Here is an 18281-nt window from a genome sequence, read left to right as displayed (position 1 = left end):
GCGTTACACACATGTCGATCGTGACCGTTCGTCCCTCCTTGGCGTTACGTGTGGCGCCGTTCCTCGCCTTCGCCGGGTTCGGCGTCTTCTGGGGGGTGTGGGGCGCCACCCTGCCCCTGCTGCGGGCCAGAGCCGGGGTCGGCGATGCGGAGTTCGGCCTCGCGCTGCTGCTCGTGGGCGCCGGAGCGCTGCCCGCCATGCTGCTGACCGGACGGCTCGTCGACGCGCTCGGGCTCCGGGTAGCCGGCGTGCTGCTCGCGCTGCTGGGCCTCATGGGCGTGGTGCTGTCCGCGGCCTCGGTGAGCTTTGTCGCGTTGTGCGCCGGGGTCCTGTGCGTGGGGGCCAGTTCGGGAGCGGCCGACGTGGCGATCAACACGCTGGCGGCGACGGTCGAAAGGCGCACGGGACGTCCGGCGGTGGCCCGTTCGCACGCGGCGTTCTCCGCCTCGGTGGCGGTCGCGAGCCTGAGCGCCGGAGCCCTCTCCGCGACGGCGGGCAGCCTGCTGGTGACCTTCGCCGTGGCCGCGGTGGTCGTCGTCGCTCTCGGCCTGGGCGTCGTCGCCGCCACGCGCTCGGTTCCGGCCGGGGATTCCGGCGCTCCTGCTCGGGACGACGGTGCTCCGGCTCGGGAGGTCGTCGCTCCGGCTCGGGGCCCCGGCGCGCCGGGGAGTCCCGAACCCGCCGGACGCACGCCGTGGTGGACCGGACTGCTCGTGGTCGGCGCGATCGGCGCACTGGCGTTCGCGGCGGAGAACGCCTATCAGACCTGGGCCGCCGTCCTGCTGACCGACGCGTTCACCGCCTCGCCCGCGCTGGCCGCCGTGGCACCGGCCGCGTTCGCCGCGACCGCCGCGCTGACCCGTCTCGCCACCGCCGCGATCACCTTGCGCCGCGCGATCGCCACGCTGGTCGTGGCGAGCACGATCGCCACGGCGGGAGGTCTCCTGACGGCGTTCGCGGCCACGCCGCCGCTCGCGCTGGCGGGCATCACCGCCGCCGCCGTCGGCACCTCCGTGCTCTTTCCCACCCTGCTGTCGCACGGGCTGCGCCCGGTCGCCGACGGGTCGCGGGGACGGGCCACGTCCGCCATCTCCACGGTCGCCTATCTCGGCTATCTCGCCGGACCGGCGTGCTTCGGCCTGCTCGCCGACGCCACCGGCGTGCAGAAGGCGTTCCTCGGCGTCGCCGCGCTGACCGCGGTGCTCCCCGCGACGATCCCGGCGCTGTCCGCGCGCAGGCGGGCGAGGGCCGTCAGCCCTCCCCGGGACGGGGAGCCGTGCTCGATCCGTACCTGACCGGCCTGGCGCTCGTTGACGTGAAAGGCTCGAAAGCTATCATGAACCACACGCTGCCGATCCTTTCCCCCGAACCGCCATCCAGTGCGTCGCGCAGGCCGGAGCACCCAGTGAACCTCGCCGACTTCCAGCACGAGATCTACCTGGCCGGCCTCGACGGGATCGTCCCCGACCTGCCGACCAACCTGCACCGCCTGGAGGAGGTGGCCGCGGCGCGGCTGACGCCGCAGGCCCATGACTACGTCGCCGGCTCGGCGGGCGCGGAGCGGACGGCCCGCGCCAACCTCGCCGCGTTCGACGCGTGGAAGATCGTGCCGCGGATGCTCCGTGACGTTGCCGAGCGCGACCTGTCCGCCACGATCCTCGGCACGCCGATGCCCGCTCCGATCATTCTCGGGCCGGTCGGCGTGCTGCGGATCTTCCACGAGGACGGCGAACTCGCGGTCGCGCGCGCGGCCAGGGCGCTCGGCGTCACGATGACGCTCTCGACGGCCGCCTCGACCGCGATGGAAGAGGTCGCCGCCGAGGCCGGTCCGCGCTGGTACCAGTTGTACTGGCCGAAGGACCGCGACCTGGCCGCCAGCCTCGTCGGCCGGGCGGCGGCGTCGGGCTACACCACGCTGGTCGTCACCCTCGACACGTGCACGCTGGCGTGGCGGCCGCGCGACCTCGACCGGGCCTACCTGCCGTTCCTCCGGGGGATCGGCGTACAGAACTTCTGGAGCGACCCCGTGTTCCAGAAGGCGATCGGCGGCCCGGTCACCGACGCCAACCGCGACCGCGCCCTGCTGCACTGGGCGGCCAACTTCGGCAACCCCAGCCTGACCTGGGGCGACCTGGCGTGGCTGCGGCAGGAGTGGGACGGCCCGATCGTGCTCAAGGGCATCCAGCACGCCGGGGACGCCCGCCGCGCCGTGGACGCGGGGATGGACGGGATCGTGGTCTCCAACCACGGCGGCCGCCAGGTCGACGGCGCGATCGCCTCCCTGGACGCGCTTCCCGCGATCGCCGCCGAGGCCGGCGGGGAGATCACCGTCCTCTTCGACTCGGGCGTCCGCACGGGCGCCGACGTCGCCAAGGCCCTGGCACTCGGCGCGCGGGCCGTCATGATCGGCCGCCCCTACGCCTACGGTCTCGGCCTGGGCGGCGAGGCCGGGGTGCGGCACGTGCTGCGCTGCATGATGGCCGACCTCGATCTCACCCTCGCCCTGTCCGGCCGCTCCACCCTGGCCGACGTGGGCCCCGACCTCGTCACCCGCTGACCGTCATCCGGCGATGGCCTGAGCCGCCAGCAGTCCTGCCGCTCCCGCGCCGAGCCCGGCCAGCACGCCGGCAACGACGTTGGCCAGGGCATAGAGGCGGGAGCCGTCCTGGACGAGCCGCAGCGTCTCGTAGCTGAAAGTGGAATACGTGGTCAGCGCGCCGCAGAACCCGGTGCCCGCCACCGCGAACCAGGCCGCGTCGGCGGGCAGCCCCACCAGCAGCCCCAGCACGAACGACCCGGCCACGTTGACGGCCAGGGTGCCCCAGGGAAACACCGAATCGTGCCGGGCCTGCACCAGGCGATCGGTCAGGTAGCGCAAAGGGGCCCCGATCGCCGCCCCGAGGGCCACCAGCAGCACCGTCATCGGTCGTCCGCCGGCCCGGGAGTGCGGCCCGCGTAGCGGATCACCTCGACCTGGTCGAGGATGACCAGACCTTCGCTGATCAGCTCGTCCAGTTCGGGGAGGAAGGCGCGGATCCTCTCCTCGGTGTCGACGATGATGACGGCCACGGGCAGATCCTGTGACAGCGACAGGATGCGCGTGGTGTGGACGCGGTTGGAGGCCCCGTAGCCCTCCATGCCGCGGAACACGCTCGCACCGGCCAGCCCGGCCGCGTGCGCCCGGTGCACGATCTCGTGGTGGAGCGGCTTGTGGTGCCAGGTGTCGGTGTCGCCGATGAAGACGGTCAGCCGCAGCGCGGGTCCGTGCAGTTTCACCGCTGCCTCCTGCGTTCGCTCCGGCGCCGGGCGATGGCCAGCGCCTGACTGGTGAGAGCCCCGCCCGCCCAGACCGCCGGCAGGGCGGCGACCAGCGTGGCCGCCAGGTAGGCCAGGGCCACGCCGGGCGCGCCGGCACGCAGCGCGGTGTGGATGTCCAGGACGTACGTGGAGAAGGTGGTGTAGCCGCCGAGCACGCCGACGCCCCAGAACGGGCGCAGCAGCCGCCGCCCCGTCCAGACCTGGTCGATGAGCGTCATGAGCACGCCGATCAGGAGACAGCCCGACACGTTGACCAGGAACGTCGACCACGGGAAGCCTCCGGGGCCGTGCGGGAGCGCGACGGAGACCGCGAAGCGCCCCAGCGCGCCCAGCACGCCGCCCGCGGAGATGGCCGCCAGCACCGGCCAGGCCCGAGGCCGCAGCTCCCCGCGCATGGCGGGGGCGTGCACGTCGACGTCGGGATCGACGGGTGTGACAGGCTCGTTCATACAGCTCTCCCCACCAGAACGACAGGCGTTTCCTCTGGTAGGGACCGTTGGCGGCGGCAACCGCGGTTTCCCGGCCGCCGGCCGGGGCGGCGGGCCCCACCGCCGCGAATCCCACTACTCTACCGGCAACGCCGCACCTCTACCCAAACCCGGGGGGCCGAAGCGCCGGTCCGCGAGCGTCTCCCGGCACGTGGCGGGTCAGGCTCGGCCGCACCTCGACGAGGCTTTCCCGCCGTCGCTCCGGCGCCCGGGAAAACGCCAGGCCCGGCCGATCGGACGCGCTCCGACGACGGCGACGGGTGCGGGGGCGGGTGTGGGTGCGGGAAGTGGCAGCCGGGCCGACAGGATGGCCTCGTGGACGGCCGCGGCGTCCGGGCCCGGCTCTATGCCCAGCTCCCGGTTGAGCAGGAGGCGCAGCTCGCGGTAGGCGTCCAGGGCCTCGACCTGCCGGCCGCATCCGTACAGGGCGATCGTCAACTGCCGCCACCACCTCTCCTGGAACGGATGCTCGCGCGTCAGTTCCCGCAACCTGCCGATGACCCGGGGGTGTCGCCCGTGCGCGAGGTCGATCTCGATCTGCCGGTCCTGCGCCTGCAGCCTCATCTCCTCGAATCTGGCCGCGGCGCCGAGCTGGAGGGCCTGGGACGGTACGTCGGCCAGCGCCGGCCCTCGCCACAGGTCGATGGCACGGCCGAGGCAGGCGTACTCGGTGGTGAGGTCCAGGCCGGTCCGGGCTTTGGCCGCCTGGTCCATCAGCGTGGAAAGGTGGTGGAGGTCGAGTTCGCCCGGCTCCACGCCGATGAGGTAGTTGGAGCCGCGGGTCCGGATGAACTCGCGGTCGCCGGCGATGCGGCGCAACCGCGGAACGACCGATTGCAGCAGCGTGCGAGCGGAGGCTGGCGGGCGTTCCCACATGTACTCGATCAGCCGGTCGCTCGTCACCGCCTCGTTCTCGTTGAGCAGCGGCGCCGCGAGCACCACTTTCATCTTGCCGGCGGTGATGGCGACCGGCCGGTCGCCGAGGTCGACGCGCAGCGTGCCGAGCAGGCTGAAGCGGCGGGCGACAACGGTGTTCATCCGTGACTCCGGGGGCTCGATTCGGAGCGGGGCGGGAGAACCCCCCACAAGGGAACCCGAGCGCCATTTCGGCGACCTGTCATCGCGCTGTCGCGCGCATGCCGGAGCGCCGGACGGCCCCGCCCCTCGTGTCGCCACTCGTGCCGCCCGTGGGACCGAACGTCGGCGGGGCGGGCGGCAGGTTTCCTGGAAGGTCGAATGCGTAATTGTTCCGGTCGCCTTTCGCGGCTGACACTCGCTCCTTGTGGGGAGAGCTTTGCGGTGGCCGTGTTTCCTGTCAAGGAAATCGCGCGATTCAGTGGAATGGCAGAGAAATGTTAGTGGCCGCCGGTGGCGTCGGCGCCCCAGGTAAATGCGCCGGGCTCAAACTCCGCCGGAAACTCTGCCGAAAACTCCTGCCTCGCCGAAGGCCAGTTCGGCGAAACGCTCGCCCATGCGGCGGTGGGTGGCCGCGTCGGGGTGGAGTTCGTCGGGAAGTGGCAGGTCGGTGTAGTCGGCCGCGCCGTACAGCTCGCGTCCGTCCAGATAGTGGAGGTGGGGGTCGTCGGCGGCGCGCTGCCGGACGATCCGCGCCAGTTCCTCGCGGATGATGTTCAGCGTCAGCTTCCCTGCCGCCCGCTCCGCCGGGTCGCCGGTGGCCAGGAAGCTGATCCGGCCCTCGGCCAGCGCGGCGCGGTCGAAGTCGGCGGGGCCGGGGGTGTCCTCGTGGATCGGGCAGTACAGAGGGGAGACCACCAGCAGCGGGGTGTCGGGCCTGCCCTCCCTGATGGTGTCGAGGAAGCCGTGCACGGCGGGGCGGAAGGCGCGGCGGCGCATGAGGTCGGCGTTGACCAGGTTGATGCCGAGCTTGAGGCTGATCAGGTCGGCCGGGACGTCGCGGATCGTGCGTGCGGTGAACGGGTCCAGCAGGGCGCTTCCCGCCAGGCCCAGGTTGACCAGCTCGACACCGGCCAGCCGGGCGGCGATCACCGGCCAGGTGCCGGTGGGGGAGGCGGCGCTGGAGCCGTGGCTGATCGAGCTGCCGTGGTGCAGCCACCAGCGGCGCCCGCGGTCCGGTACGGGCTCGACCGGGGCGTCGGCGCGCAGCGCGGCCAGCACGGTGATCTCGTCGTGCGGCAGCCACAGCTCGAGGTCCTTGGGCCCGTCCGGCAGGCCCTCGAACCTGAGGGTGACCGGGCCGCCGGCGCGCAGTTCGGTGGCGCCCGTGAACAGGTCGACGGTCACGACGTCCCCGCCCTGCTCGCTCGTGGTGACCGCCGCGCCGAACGGCCGCCCGTCCACGAGGAGTTCGTAGACCCCGTCCGGCCGCGAGGGCGCGCCGGGGAAGACGCGCTTGGTCGGGATGGTGTCCAGCTCCAGCACCCTGGCGGTGGTACGCAGCGCCAGCCGCACCCCGGCCGGCTGCGCCTCCGCCATCAGCAGTTGCTCGTCCGCGCCCTGCGCCCGTGCACGGGCCGGCAGCCGGTGCGGCACCACGCCGCGCTCGGTGCGTTCCAGCTCCAGCGCTCCGCGCAGCAGTTCGGTGCTGATCGTGACGTCGGTGAGGCCCTGCGGGCCGGTCGCCGGTGTGGTACTCATCGCTGGCATTTCCTCCCGTATGGGGCCATCGCCGTCCGCGTCCGTGGCGGGGGCCACCTCCTCTGCGGTCATCGTCGCCTCACTATCTCCTACCAGCGGCGATGTCCGCGGTAAGCCGATGGGGTGGCGGGCGTTTCTCGCCGAGAGGCAGCGTGGTTCCGCGCTGCCGGTCATCCGCCGTGGACGGGTCAGCGCTCCGACGTGGTCTCGCGTACCCAGGGCAGGGCCAGCCGTTCCGCCAGCACGAGGGCGGAGTAGAGCGCGACGCTCATGGCCGCCAGCAGGGTGATCGCCGCCCAGGCGGTGGCGCTGTCGGCGACGCCGCTGTACTGGACGATCTGGTAGCCGAGGCCGCCCTCCCCGGCCTGGAACTCGCCGATCACCGCGCCGACTGCGGCCAGCGGCATGGCGACCTTCAGCCCGACGAAGACGTGCGGCAGCGCGGCGGGGAACCGCACCTTGCGGAACGTCTGCCAGCGCGAGGCGTCCAGGGAGCGGGCCAGCTCGGCGAGTTCGGCGGGCGTCGTGGTCAGGCCGGTGGTGGTGGAGAGCACGATCGGGAAGAAGGAGAGCAGGAAGACCATGGTCAGGATCGGCCGCTGCCCCCAGCCGAGCGAGACGACCAGCAGCGGCCCGAGCGCGATCTTCGGCACCGCGTTGACCGCCACCAGCAGGGGCGAGAACATCCGCTCGGCCGCCCGCGAGGCGGCCAGCAGCAGGCCGATCAGCACCCCGGCGACCACGGAGATCAGGAAACCGGCCACCGTCTCCAGCGTGGTCGTGGCCAGCCCGCCGAGCAGCTCCGCGGACCTCGCCCGGAAGGCGGCCAGGACGTCGGCGGGCGGCGGCAGCACCGCCGGATGCACGAGAGGGAACGCCGAGGTGACCGCCCACCAGGCGGCGATCGCGACCACGAGGCCGAGCGCGGGCCACCCCACGGCCGCGACCGTCGCGCTCCGGTCGCGTACGACACGTCGCGCGGGCTGCGGGCCGCCCGCCCCGGCCACCTGGCGTGCTCCTCGCGCGGTCAAGGCTTCGGCGTCAGGTCCGCGCTGATGAGCTGGTCGGGGGTCAGCCCGGACGGCATGGCGTCGGCGTCCTGGAGCAGCTCGATGGTGCGGGCGACCCGTTTCGTGTCGATCGTGCCGACCACGCCGCCCGAGCCCTCCGGCCGGACGAAGGCGCCCATCAGCGTGCACTCGGCGGCGGCGGGGGCCGGTGCCGACGCGGGGACGTGCTTCTGGAGGATCCGCCCGGTCTCGTCGGGGTGGTCGATGCTGTGGACGAGCCCCTTGATCAGGGCTCCGATGAAGCGCTTGGCCAGGTCCGGCCGCTCCTGGGCGATCTTGGTCGTGGTGATCAGCACGTTGCCGTACAAGTCGCTCATCACCTCGCTGTACGGCAGCACGACCGCCTGCCTGCCCTTGGCCACCGACTCCACGGTCGGCTCGCCCACCACGAACTGGCCGATGCCCGCCACGGCGCCCCCGGCCAGCAGGCCGATGAGGTTGGCGGGTGCGCCGTTGACCCAGGTGACCTTGGTCGCGTCGACGCCCGCCAGCTTGGCGTAGGTGGGGAAGAGGCTGCGCACCACCGAGCCCGGACTGTCGGCGAGCGTCTTGCCCTCCAGGTCCTTCGGCGTGGTGATCCCGTTGCCTTCGAGGCTGATGAGCGCGGCCATGGTGCGCTGCTGGATCCCGGCCACCACGACGACGCTCCCGGCGCCGCCGTTGCCGCGCGCCAGCAGCAGGCCGGTGAGGTCGACCGGGGTGAACATCGCCGCTCCTGCCTCGACCTTGGAGATGTTGTCGCCGGTGCCGCCGCCGGGCTTGACGTCCACGTCGAGGCCGGCCTCGCGGAAGAACCCCTTCTCCTTCGCGACCCAGGCGTACGCGTCGCGCCCGAAGTTGCCGAACGAGGTCAGGTAGGTCACCTTTTCCAGCGGTCCGCCGCCGGCGGTCGACGTCTGCTGCTGACCGCCGGGGCCGGCGCAGGCGACGACGAGCGTGCAGGCTCCGGCGAGGGCGGCGACCGTGCGGATGAGCCTGTTCATGCACCGCTTCCTTGGGTGAGGTGCCTGAGTCTTCGGCCGGTGAACGAATTGAACGATACAAGAAATGGCTCCGGCCACCTAGGACTTCTCTTTCTTGGCAATCCGTATATGCTGGTTCGCCTGGGTCAAAATCGCAGTCAGATGGAGAGCCGGGCGCATGATTGAGCTGGCCGGGGTTTCCCGTAGTTTCGGCGGTCGGTCCGGGGTCGTCGAGGCGCTGCGCGGCATCAGCCTGACCGTGGCCGAGGGCGAGTTCGTCGCGCTGGTCGGCCGATCAGGCTGCGGCAAGTCCACACTTCTGCGGCTGATCGCCGGTCTCCTGCCGCCGACCGAGGGCACGATCACGGTCGCCGGCGAGCGGGTCACCAAGGCGCGGCGCGACATCGCGATGCTCTTCCAGCGGCCCGCGCTGCTGCCCTGGCGGTCGGTGCTCGACAACGTGCTGCTTCCCGTGGAGATCTTCGGCTGGCGCCGGGCGGCCCACCGTGAGCGCGCCCTGCGGCTGCTGGAGCTGGCCGGGCTGGCCGGGTTCGACAAGCGCCTGCCGCACGAGCTGTCCGGCGGCATGCAGCAGCGGGTCTCCCTCTGCCGCTCGCTGATCGGCGACCCCCGGGTGATGCTGATGGACGAGCCGTTCTCCGCGCTCGACGCGATCACCCGTGAGGAGCTGTCGGTGGAGTTGCAGCGCGTGCACATGGAGAGCGGCTCGACCATCGTCCTCGTCACCCACTCCATCGACGAGGCGGTGCTCCTGGCCGACCGGGTGGTGGTGCTCACGCCGCGTCCCGGGCGGATCAGGGAGGTGGTCGAGATCCGCCTCCCGCGCCCGCGGACCCTGGGCCGCGACGCCCCTTTCGAGGAGGTCGCCCGGTGCACCGCCGACCTGCGCGAACTGCTGGTGGAGCGGGCTCCGTCAGCGGTGGCTCGGGAGAGAGGGCAGTAGCCGGAGGGGCGAAGGCGAGGTGACCATCCTTACCGATCACCGCGGCGGTGTTGTGTCTTGCTCATGCCGGATATTGGATGTGCTCACTGGTTGTTTTCCGGCTCTCCTTCCCCAAGGGTGATAAATGACGACAAAGCTCCCCGCCTTTCCCGCCGCGGCCGAAAACCCGCTCGACACCTGCCTCCGGCTCCGGGAGACGGCTCCCGTGGTCGAGGTGGAATTCCCGGGCGGCGTGCCCGCCTACCTGGCGCTGACCCACCAGGCCGTACGAGAGATCCTCGCCGGAGACAACAGGACCTTCCTCAGGGACCCCCAGCACTGGCCCGCCCTGTACGACGGCTCGATCCCCGAGGACTGGCCGCTGCGGGCCATCGTCCAGGGCGGCCACCTGTCCACCATGGACGGCGGCGACCACAGGCGGCTGCGCGGCCTGGTCGGAAAGGCGTTCACCCCGGCCAGGGCACAGGCACTGGAGCCGAGGATCCAGCAGATCATCGACGGCCTGCTGGACGACGTGGTGGCTGCCGGCGACGGCGTCGACCTGGTTCCCGCCTTCACGGAGGCGCTGCCGATGTGGGTGATCTGCGAGCTGTTCGGCATCCCCGCCACGGACCGGCTCCGGCTGCGCAACTGGACCGCGACGCTGCTGGCGCACACCACCCCGCCGGAGGTGGCGTTCGCGACGCAGAACGACCTGTACGCGTTCCTGCACGAGCTGGCGGAGCGCAAGCGGCGCGAACCGGGCGACGACCTCACCTCGGGCCTGGTCCAGGCCAGGGACGAGGGCGACAAGCTCACCACCGAGGAACTGGTCGGCGTGCTGTGGCTCATGCTCGTCGCCGGTCACGAGACCACCGTCCACCTGCTCGGGCACGCCATCCTGGCCCTGGCGCAGAACCCCGGGCAGCTCGCGCTGGCCAAGGCCGGGGACCGGTGGGCCGACGTGGTCGAGGAGACCGTCCGCTACCGCCACTCGGTGATGATGACCAGTTTCCGCTTCACGGCGCAGGACGTCACCATCGCCGGGGTGCACATCCCCAAGGGCCGCGCGGTGGGCGTGGTCTACCAGGCGAGCGGCGTGGACCCGGCCGAGTACGGCGAGAGCGCGGACCGGTTCGACCTCACCCGCGAGCAGTCGGGAAACCTCGGTTTCGGACACGGCCCGCGCTACTGCATCGGGGCGCCGCTGGCCCGGCTGGAGAGCAGATTGGCGCTGGCCTCGCTCTACCGGCGGCTGCCGGAGCTGACCCTCGCGATCGACCCCGCCGACATCCCGTACTCGCCGTCGTTCTTCACGGTCGGCCCGCTGTCCCTGCCGGTCAACCTCGGCCTCGCCGGGCGCTGAAACGCCGTCGTCCGGGCCGGTGGGCCGCCGGGGATCAGCCGGTGCCCCACCTGCCCGGGCCTCCGCCGCCGAACCACGTCTGGATCTCGTAGCGGTGTTCGCGCGCCCAGCGCTTCCCCGCGTCGGCGAGTTCCCGCGAGCCGCAGTTGAGGTAGTCGGTCGCGATCTTCGCCGTGCCGTACCGGTGGAGGAGGGTTTCGAGCTGGTCGAGCGACTCCGGGCGGCCCACCTTGATCGCGGACCTGAGGACAGCCCGTGGCTCGCCGACGCGCACCGCCCTGGCCAGCGCGAAGGCGTAGACGTCCGGGGCGTGGCCGCGCAGCAGGGCGCAGAGCCCGGCGGCGGGGCCGGAGTCCGTCCAGGTGCGGTCGGGCATGGACACGCCGGAGTACGCGGGCGGGCCGATGTGCCCCCAACCGTGCGAGGGCTCGACCAGGCCGGCCAGGTCGAGAAGCTGGGACTCGGCCGTTCGCACCTCGGCCATCAGCGGCGGGGTCACCCCGAACCGGTTGCGCAGCCCGGCGTCCGCGCCCCGGGCGAGCAGCGCTTCGACGGCGCTCCGGTCGCCCGCGTAGTACGCCTGGTGCAACAGGGTGCCGCCGTCGGCGTCCCGGTCCCGGTCGGGCGGCTTCCGGCCGAGCGGCTTGCACTGGTGGACGACCTCGTCCACGAGACCGTACGCGCGGGCCTCCTCAGGGCCGAACGAGCGTTCCGCCCTCATGTCGGCGAGGACCCGCTCGACGCCCCACCCGGTCCGCTCGGCGGTCACCAGCGCGACCTCGCGCAGGGCCGAGCGCATCCCCCGGTCGTCAGGGAACCGCCCGGCCGCGTCCGGCGCCGGCCGCCTCGTGACGCGGGCGTCCGGCGGTCGCCGCAGCACGAGGCGGGCGTCGGGGAACGCGTGGCGCTTGCCCCTGGCACCCGCGGCGAGCACGAGCAGCCCCATGTCCGTGACGAGCCCCGTGGCGTACGTCGCGACATCACACTCGACGGAGCCGATGACGTCGACGAGGTCGAGACCGGCCTGGACCGGACCGCCCACGGCCTCGATCAGCAGCACGATGTCGGTCAGCGAGTCGTCCCGAGCCAGTGAGAGCAGCTCCGCGGCGACCCGTTCGGCGCCGCCGGGCTCCAGCGCCCCGCCGAGCAGGATCGTCCGCTGCCGCGACGACTGCTCGCGCGGGCGTTCCTGCTCGGCCGGAGGGTCCGCGGACCGCCGCGGACCGGGGTCGCCTGGAGTGGGCCAAGGTTCGGTCATCGCCGCTTCCACCGTGCGTTGAGTTCGGCTGCCAGGAGCTTCGGCCTCAGTTGTACCGCCGTGCCGCGGGCCTGTCTCGCCGTTCGCCGAACCGTACGCGGTGGAGGCGGCCTACTTCAGGGCGAACGCCCTGACGATCGTCTGGTCGACCCTGTTGCCGGACCCGTCCCAGGCCGCCACCTTCAGCGAAACGTGCCCGCTGCGCCGCTTGTGGTCGGTCTTGACCTGGTACGTCCCGTCGCGGAGCCGCTCCACCCGGACCGCCGCCCAGGTCGCGCCGTCGTCGTACGAGACCTGCGCCGTGGCCCCGGCGATCCGCGCGGGAGCGGCCCCGGTGGGAGCCCTGACACCGAACGCGAACGTGTGCCGCCCGCGCGCCGAGACCGCGTTGCGCGGATCGGCCCCGAGGTCGTAGTCGATCGTGAACAGCGGCAGCACCTCCCGCTCGTCCGTCCGGCCCGAGGAGAACGTCCAGGTCGTGGCCGTGCTGGTGGCCGTGCCCCACCACGGGGCGCTCCGCGCGGCCCGCTGCTCCAGCCGGTACGACGCCCGCTCCGCGGGGAACGTGAACGCCCGGTTGTACAGCTCCCCGCCGGAGGCCAGCTCCTCGTCCCCCCGATACAGCTTGAACGACGCCTCGTCGCCCACCGCGGAGACGAACCCGAAGTGGTCGGGATCGGAGTCGCCGAACGCGGGCGTCATCATCCGCACCTGGTCACCGGTGCGCTGGGCGGGCAGGCCGTAGTCGACGTACCCGCTGGACAGGCTGCGCGGCTGGCCGGGCCCGCCCGGCGCGAACCAGTGCTCGTCGAGCCGCTGGCCCGTCCGGTAGGAGCGGTCGCCGCTGATCAGCTCGCCGCCCTCGCCGGAACGCTGGACCTTGGTGCGGACGAGGAGGTCGCCGGGGGTCGTCCACTCCTCGCGCCGCATCGGGCCGACGACCGGCGACGGCTTGATCGGCAGGCTGCCGACGGCGGGACGGAAGCTGGCCCGCGTGCCGTACCCCACCTCGTCCGTGGTGCCGTGGTAGGTGGCGTCGATGCGGGCCATGGTCCGCGGCGAGATCTCGTAGCGCAGGTCGCGCGGCACGCCGTCGTGCCAGCGCAGCACGTCGTACCAGAACGGGCTGACCGAGGTGCCCTCCAGGCGGGCCCGGCCGGCCTTGCGCAGCGTCGCGGCGTCCTCGAAGCCGGTGGTGAAGGCGGGCGTCGGCAGCCCGAACCCCCAGTACGCCAGGGCGCCGCCCGGCTCGTTCAGCGCGATCACCACGACCGAGGCCCCGGCCTTGGCCGCGCTCTCGACGGCGGGGAACATGTCCGCGTCCGGCCGGTAGGTCAGCAGCGTGAGCGTGCCGGACAGGTCGACGCCGGTGAAGTCCTCCCGGGTGCCCCCGTCGTGGACGCGCAGGTCGCGCCGCCCGTCGAACTTGGGCCCGTACTCCATGTGGGTCAGCCGCACGTCCTTGCCGTTCGCGGTGGCGGTGGCGACCGGCTGGTAGAGGTCCCAGTGGTGGTACATCTCGAACACGCCGGTCTCCGCCTTCTGGATGGGCGTGACGTAGGCGCGCTCGGTCGCGGACGTCATCATCCACGACGAGTTCAGGCCGGGCCCCTCTCCGTAGCGGACGTGGCCGATCGTGACCTGCAGGTGCTCGGTCCTCCTGGTGGTGTCCAGGCGGACGAGGTTGGCGGGACGGGCGTCGATCGGGACCGTGGCCGGGCCGGTGATCTCCACGTCGGGGTCGCCCGCGAAGACGACCTCCGAGGAGTGCACGCCCACCTGCCGCCGCTCGAAGATCGTGGCCATCATCGAGTAGCGCCCGGCGGGCAGGTCGGCGACGAGCTTGCCGTCCTCCGGCACCGTCAGGTCGTAGAAGTCGCCGGTGTCCAGGTCGAGGACGTCCACGCTGGAGTCGGCGCCCGGCGCGCCGCCGTCGCGGTAGGTGACGGGGATCTCGACGCGGTGCCTGGTCGGGCTGACGGTCTGGGTGATCGCGACCGTCACCTCGACGCCCGCCGCGGTGGCGCGCAGGCGTCCGGTGTAGCGCCCGCGCGTGCCCTTGGACGGGTCGGTGGCCACGGTGACCCGCGTCCGGCCGCCCGCGGCGACGTCGGCGCGGGCGGCCTGGAGGGTGAACAGGCCGTCGGGCGCCGGGGCGCCGTGCGCGTCGCGCACGTCGAGGGCCAGGTCGAGCGTGACGGCCGCGTCGCCCGCGTTCACGAGGTCGACCGTCGAGGTCAGGGGCTCGGCGTCGGCGGCCACGATGGGCTGGCTGATCGTCGCCGGGCTGGCGTACACCTGCTGGGCGACCGCGCGCCCGGCGTCCACGCGGCCCGCGCCGATCGCGTCGAGGTCGCCGGACACCGGCTTGGCCGTGCTGACCAGGGCGGCCTTGAGCTGCTGGGCGCTCCAGTCCGGGTGGCGCTGGGCGAGCAGCGCCGCCGAGCCCGCGACGTGCGGGGTGGCCATGGAGGTGCCGTTCAGCGAGGTGTAACGGTCGTCGACCGGGGTGCCGAGGCCGGTGCCCGCGGCGCGGGCGGCGACGATGGCCACGCCGGGGGCGCTGATCTCGGGCTTGAGCGCGTCGTCGCCGGGCCGGGGGCCGCGCGAGGAGAACGAGGCCAGCTCGTCGCGCTTGCTGACCGCGCCGACGGTGAGCGCCGCGTCGGCGGCCCCGGGCGAGGACACGGTGCGCGTCTCCGGGCCCGCGTTGCCCGCCGCGACCACGAACAGCGCGTCCGACTGGCTGGAGAGCGTGTTGAGCGCCTGGCTCACCGGGTCCTGGCCGTCGGAGGGGTCGTTGGTGCCCAGGCTCATGCTGACGACGTCGACCTGCTGCGCCGCCGCCCACTCCATCCCGGCGACGATCCACGACAGGGAGCCCTGGCCGGCGTCGCCGAGCACCTTGCCGACGTACAGGGACGCGGCGGGGGCGACGCCCTTGCGCTTGCCGCCGTCGGCCGCGCCGCTGCCCGCGATCGTGGCGGCCACGTGCGTGCCGTGGCCGTTGCGGTCCGCCGTGTCGGGGGCGTCGGTGAAGTTGACCGCCTCCGTGATGCGGCCTTCGAGGTCGGGGTGCGTGGCGTCGACGCCGGTGTCGAGCACGGCGACCTTCACGCCCTTGCCGTCGTAGCCGGCCTGCCAGGCGTCCGGGGCGCCGATCTGCGGCACGCTGGTCTCGAGCGTGGCCCGTACCGGCCGGTCGAGCCAGATCTTCTCGAACGGCGTCGCCGCCGCCTTGGCCGTCGACGAGGTGAGCGCGTTCCAGAACGCGGCCGCCTGGGCGGGCGTGCGCTCGACGGCCGTCGCGTTGGCGCTGGCCAGCACCCGCGTCCTGCGCGCCCCGGCCGGCACCGGCTGGGCGGCGAGCGAGCGGGCGGCGCTCTTGCCGTAGCTGACGATCAGCGGGAGCGAGGCGCGGTGGGCGTCGTCGTAACCGGCCTCGATGAGGGTGGTGACGTTGAACAGCTCGCCGTCCAGCCGGTTCGCGGCCAGCATCGGGCGGGCCGTCTCCGGGATCACGTACAGGTCGCCGTCGCGGTCGACGGTCTTGAACGCGGGCTGGGGCCTGCCGGGGGTGGGGCGCGGGCTGACCACCTGGCGGCCGTCGGCGTACGTCTGCACGTCGATGACGTCGCCGGTGACCAGCGTCAGCGTCCGGGTGACCGGGGGCGCCGCCAGGGGAGTGGCCGCCGGTGCGGCGGGCGGGGCTCCGGCCTGCGCGCCCGCCGGCACCACCGGGCCTAAGGCCAGTACGGTCGCGCCGGTGGTCGCCGCGATGACCTGGGAAAGTGGTCGCATCCTCGGGGGTCCTCCCTGTGGTCCCGCGCCGCTGATCATGTGGGGGACATATTCTCAGGAAACGGACGTTCTATCCCAATAGCTATCGGTGGCGAACTCCTGACACGTCAGGTATCCGCCACCCCACCCGTCACAGCCGCCGGGTCCCGAGGATGACGTCCGAAATCCGCCGGGGGCGGCGGCCGGTGTGGCGCTATACCTGATGAGGCGAGGCCCACGTCCGCCGCGCAAGACCCAGAAAGCACCACGCCGATCGAGGAGTTACCCGCATGACCGCCGCCGACAAGGCCAACCGGCTCCGCTCGCTGCAGAACGAGTCGGTGCTGCTCCTGCCCAACGCCTGGGACGCCGCCAGCGCCGCGGTGATCGCCGCGGCCGGCGCGCCCGCGATCGCCACGACCAGCGCCGGCCTCTCCTGGAGCCAGGGCCGCCAGGACGGCCAGGCGCTCAGCCGTTCCGACGTGATCGAGATCGTCGCCCGGATCGCGGCCGTCGTCGACGTCCCGGTCACCGCCGACATCGAGGGCGGTTACGACGACCTCACGGCCACCATCACCGGCGTGATCGCCGCTGGCGCCGTCGGCGTCAACCTGGAGGACTCCCGCGCGGTCGGCGGCCCTCTCTACACCGTCGAGGAGCAGACGGCCCGCATCCGCCAGGTCCGCGCCGCCGCCACCCACGCGGGCCTGGACGGGCTGGTGCTCAACGCCCGCACCGACGTCATCATGTTCGGCCTGGGCGACCTGGACGAGGTCATCGCCCGCACGCACGCCTACGCGGAGGCCGGGGCCGACAGCATCTTCGTACCGGGCCTGCTCGACCTGACCGCGCTGCGCACGCTCGCCGAGGCGGCGCCGATCCCGGTCAACGCCATGGCCATGGCCGGCGGCCCCGACGTGGCCGCGCTCACCGCCGCCGGAGTACGCAGGATCAGCCTCGGCATGGCCGTCGCCCAGGCCGCCTACAGCACGGCTCGGCAGGTCACCCTCGAACTGCTCGGCAAGGGCACCCTCGACTCGCTCGACGGCGCCCTCGGCTTCGGCGAGCTGAACGACCTGTTCACCGAGTAGCGCGGCAGCGCCGGGCGGGCAGGCTAGCGGGGCGGGCTCCAGGCCACCGGTACACTCACCGGCCCCGCGAACGTCATGTGCGGCTTGCGCTCGACCTGCTCCGCCGGCACCGCCAGCCGCAGCGTCGGCAGCTCCCGCACCAGCGCCTCCATGGCCACGACCACGCCGGTGTGCCCGAGATGGCGGCCGATGCAGTGGTGCGGGCCGTACCCGAAGGACAGGTGGCGCTCGGCCCGGGAGAAGTCCATGCGGTGGGGGTCGGCGAAGACGCGCGGGTCGTAGTTCGCGGCCGGGTGCGAGGGGATCACCAGGTCGCCCTCGCGCAGGTGGGCGCCGCTGGGCAGCTCCGCGTCGCGCATCGTACGGCGGGGCAGGGCGTCGGCCGCCGCCGTGGTGAACATGCGCTGCAGCTCGGTCACCGCGGGCTCGATCCGGTCAGGGTGCGCCACCAGGTAGGCGTACGCGCTGCCGTGGTCCTCGTACGGGTCGGACAGCAGCACCTGGGCGGCCGTCCCGATACTGCTCCCGGTCGTCTCCCACCCGGCCAGCAGCAGCACGAGCGGGAGCTTGACCAGCCGCTCGGGCGGCAGGTGCGCGCCCCGGGCCGTGAGGGTGGACAGCAGGTCGTCTCCGGGGTCGGCCCGGCGCTGTTCGATCAGGCCGACCAGGTAGCCGACCATGGCCAGTTGCGCCTCGGCGGCCTTGTCCGGCGCGTGCGCGCTGTCGGTCAGGAACGCCTCGCCCCAGGCGTAGAACTGCTCGCGGTCCCGTTCGGGCAGGTCGAAGATCTCGGCGATGTTGTCCAGGGAGAAGGGGAGGGCGAAGTCGGCCAGCAGGTCGGCCGGTTCGCCGCCGCGCAGCAGGCGGGCCAGGTGTTCCGCGGCGCGCCGCTCGAACTGCGGGCGGAGCTTGGCGATGGCGCGCGGCGTGAAGTGGTCGGCCACCACCCCGCGCGCCGCCGCGTGCTCGTCACCGTCGAGGGCGAGAAGGGTGCCCTCGAGGTCAAGGTCCTCGACGCCGAGAGCGGCCGCGCGGGAGAAGACGTCCTGGTCGCGCAGGACGGCGACGACGTCGTCGTAGCGGGTGACGAGCATGACGCGTTCGCCGCCGGGGCGGGTGACGGGGTGGACGCCCGGGTCCGTCTCGCGAAGCTCGTGGTAGCGGGGGTTGAGGTGCAGGCCGGGGCGGTTGACGCCCTGGGCGTCGAGGTCGAACGGGTGCATCGGGCAGCGGGATTCCGGCGCGGCTGTCATGGCGGCGAGCAGTCCTTTACTGTCGATGTCAAACATCGCAAGATCTCCTGTTGACCAGCTTAGATCGGCGGAAATCATCTATCCAGAGCCGTTCGGCCGAGCCGTGCGGTGACCCCGGGACGGCATGTCACCCCAG

The 18281-nt window shown here is 72.9% G+C and carries 15 protein-coding genes; 5 read left to right on the top strand and 10 right to left on the bottom strand.

What is annotated here, in order from left to right; genetic code table 11:
• Positions 1-11: 11 nt before the first annotated feature.
• Positions 12-1295 (top strand): MFS transporter, encoded by a 1284-nt coding sequence (locus ACZ6S0_RS33980; protein WP_465923403.1) that lies wholly within the window; start codon positions 12-14, stop codon positions 1293-1295.
• A 110-nt stretch (positions 1296-1405) separates the two neighbouring features.
• Complete coding sequence (locus tag ACZ6S0_RS33975) at positions 1406-2557, top strand: alpha-hydroxy-acid oxidizing protein (RefSeq protein ID WP_465923402.1); 1152 nt, start codon at positions 1406-1408, stop codon at positions 2555-2557.
• A 3-nt stretch (positions 2558-2560) separates the two neighbouring features.
• Here the strand turns inward: ACZ6S0_RS33975 and crcB are convergent, their stop codons facing one another.
• The 7 genes from crcB to ACZ6S0_RS33940 form a co-directional block, all read right to left on the bottom strand.
• Positions 2561-2923, bottom strand: coding sequence for a fluoride efflux transporter CrcB (gene crcB / locus ACZ6S0_RS33970; RefSeq protein ID WP_465923401.1), 363 nt, complete (start codon positions 2921-2923; stop codon positions 2561-2563).
• Positions 2920-3276 carry a DUF190 domain-containing protein gene (locus ACZ6S0_RS33965; protein ID WP_465923400.1) on the bottom strand — a complete coding sequence of 119 codons (357 nt, stop codon included), beginning with the start codon at positions 3274-3276 and terminating at the stop codon, positions 2920-2922. The genes crcB and ACZ6S0_RS33965 overlap by 4 nt, the downstream gene beginning before the upstream one ends.
• On the bottom strand, positions 3273-3767 hold the full coding sequence (locus tag ACZ6S0_RS33960; protein WP_344872671.1) for a fluoride efflux transporter FluC: 495 nt from the start codon (positions 3765-3767) through the stop codon (positions 3273-3275). Before ACZ6S0_RS33960 ends, ACZ6S0_RS33965 begins: the two co-directional genes overlap by 4 nt.
• Positions 3768-3965: 198 nt before the next feature.
• Entirely contained in the window at positions 3966-4844 is an 879-nt protein-coding gene (locus ACZ6S0_RS33955; protein WP_465923399.1) for an AfsR/SARP family transcriptional regulator, read from the bottom strand.
• 363 nt (positions 4845-5207) lie between these two features.
• Entirely contained in the window at positions 5208-6422 is a 1215-nt protein-coding gene (locus ACZ6S0_RS33950) for an SGNH/GDSL hydrolase family protein (protein ID WP_465923398.1), read from the bottom strand.
• 188 nt (positions 6423-6610) lie between these two features.
• A complete protein-coding gene (locus tag ACZ6S0_RS33945) occupies positions 6611-7453 on the bottom strand; it encodes an ABC transporter permease (RefSeq protein WP_465923397.1) in 843 nt (280 codons plus the stop codon).
• Entirely contained in the window at positions 7450-8475 is a 1026-nt protein-coding gene (locus tag ACZ6S0_RS33940) for an ABC transporter substrate-binding protein (protein WP_465923396.1), read from the bottom strand. Before ACZ6S0_RS33940 ends, ACZ6S0_RS33945 begins: the two co-directional genes overlap by 4 nt.
• 157 nt (positions 8476-8632) lie before the next feature.
• On the opposite strand from ACZ6S0_RS33940, the gene ACZ6S0_RS33935 reads away from it, so the two are divergent.
• The gene (locus ACZ6S0_RS33935; protein WP_465923395.1) at positions 8633-9418 is read left to right on the top strand and encodes an ABC transporter ATP-binding protein; all 786 of its coding nucleotides are present in this window, start codon (positions 8633-8635) and stop codon (positions 9416-9418) included.
• A 124-nt stretch (positions 9419-9542) separates the two neighbouring features.
• Positions 9543-10763, top strand: a complete 1221-nt coding sequence (locus tag ACZ6S0_RS33930; protein ID WP_465923394.1) for a cytochrome P450 family protein — start codon at positions 9543-9545, stop codon at positions 10761-10763.
• Between the two features lie 34 nt (positions 10764-10797).
• Here ACZ6S0_RS33930 and ACZ6S0_RS33925 read toward each other — a convergent pair whose 3' ends face one another.
• Both ACZ6S0_RS33925 and ACZ6S0_RS33920 read right to left on the bottom strand, forming a co-directional pair.
• The gene (locus ACZ6S0_RS33925; RefSeq protein WP_465923393.1) at positions 10798-12021 is read right to left on the bottom strand and encodes a ClpP family protease; all 1224 of its coding nucleotides are present in this window, start codon (positions 12019-12021) and stop codon (positions 10798-10800) included.
• Between the two features lie 111 nt (positions 12022-12132).
• Positions 12133-15822, bottom strand: coding sequence for a S8 family serine peptidase (locus ACZ6S0_RS33920; RefSeq protein ID WP_465923392.1), 3690 nt, complete (start codon positions 15820-15822; stop codon positions 12133-12135).
• Positions 15823-16091: 269 nt separating this feature from the next.
• Between ACZ6S0_RS33920 and ACZ6S0_RS33915 the strand changes: the two genes are divergently transcribed.
• Positions 16092-16892 (top strand): isocitrate lyase/PEP mutase family protein, encoded by an 801-nt coding sequence (locus ACZ6S0_RS33915; RefSeq protein WP_465923391.1) that lies wholly within the window; start codon positions 16092-16094, stop codon positions 16890-16892.
• A gap of 23 nt (positions 16893-16915) precedes the next feature.
• Here the strand turns inward: ACZ6S0_RS33915 and ACZ6S0_RS33910 are convergent, their stop codons facing one another.
• The gene (locus ACZ6S0_RS33910) at positions 16916-18181 is read right to left on the bottom strand and encodes a cytochrome P450 (RefSeq protein WP_465923390.1); all 1266 of its coding nucleotides are present in this window, start codon (positions 18179-18181) and stop codon (positions 16916-16918) included.
• Positions 18182-18281: the final 100 nt, after the last annotated feature.

Source organism: Nonomuraea sp. NPDC051298 (assembly GCF_055586305.1).
The sequence above is the reverse complement of the archived record's forward strand: the minus strand, read 5'-3'. Positions and strand labels throughout refer to the sequence as shown.

Bases quoted from the DNA above. Each gene is read 5' to 3' on its own strand.
- ACZ6S0_RS33950 (WP_465923398.1), bottom strand. From the start codon at position 6,422: ATGAGTACCACACCGGCGACCGGCCCGCAGGGCCTCACCGACGTCACG.
- ACZ6S0_RS33910 (WP_465923390.1), bottom strand. From the start codon at position 18,181: ATGTTTGACATCGACAGTAAAGGACTGCTCGCCGCCATGACAGCCGCG.
- ACZ6S0_RS33935 (WP_465923395.1), top strand. From the start codon at position 8,633: ATGATTGAGCTGGCCGGGGTTTCCCGTAGTTTCGGCGGTCGGTCCGGG.
- ACZ6S0_RS33960 (WP_344872671.1), bottom strand. From the start codon at position 3,767: ATGAACGAGCCTGTCACACCCGTCGATCCCGACGTCGACGTGCACGCC.
- ACZ6S0_RS33915 (WP_465923391.1), top strand. From the start codon at position 16,092: ATGACCGCCGCCGACAAGGCCAACCGGCTCCGCTCGCTGCAGAACGAG.
- ACZ6S0_RS33920 (WP_465923392.1), bottom strand. From the start codon at position 15,822: ATGCGACCACTTTCCCAGGTCATCGCGGCGACCACCGGCGCGACCGTA.
- ACZ6S0_RS33955 (WP_465923399.1), bottom strand. From the start codon at position 4,844: ATGAACACCGTTGTCGCCCGCCGCTTCAGCCTGCTCGGCACGCTGCGC.
- ACZ6S0_RS33940 (WP_465923396.1), bottom strand. From the start codon at position 8,475: ATGAACAGGCTCATCCGCACGGTCGCCGCCCTCGCCGGAGCCTGCACG.
- ACZ6S0_RS33980 (WP_465923403.1), top strand. From the start codon at position 12: ATGTCGATCGTGACCGTTCGTCCCTCCTTGGCGTTACGTGTGGCGCCG.
- crcB (WP_465923401.1), bottom strand. From the start codon at position 2,923: ATGACGGTGCTGCTGGTGGCCCTCGGGGCGGCGATCGGGGCCCCTTTG.
- ACZ6S0_RS33930 (WP_465923394.1), top strand. From the start codon at position 9,543: ATGACGACAAAGCTCCCCGCCTTTCCCGCCGCGGCCGAAAACCCGCTC.
- ACZ6S0_RS33925 (WP_465923393.1), bottom strand. From the start codon at position 12,021: ATGACCGAACCTTGGCCCACTCCAGGCGACCCCGGTCCGCGGCGGTCC.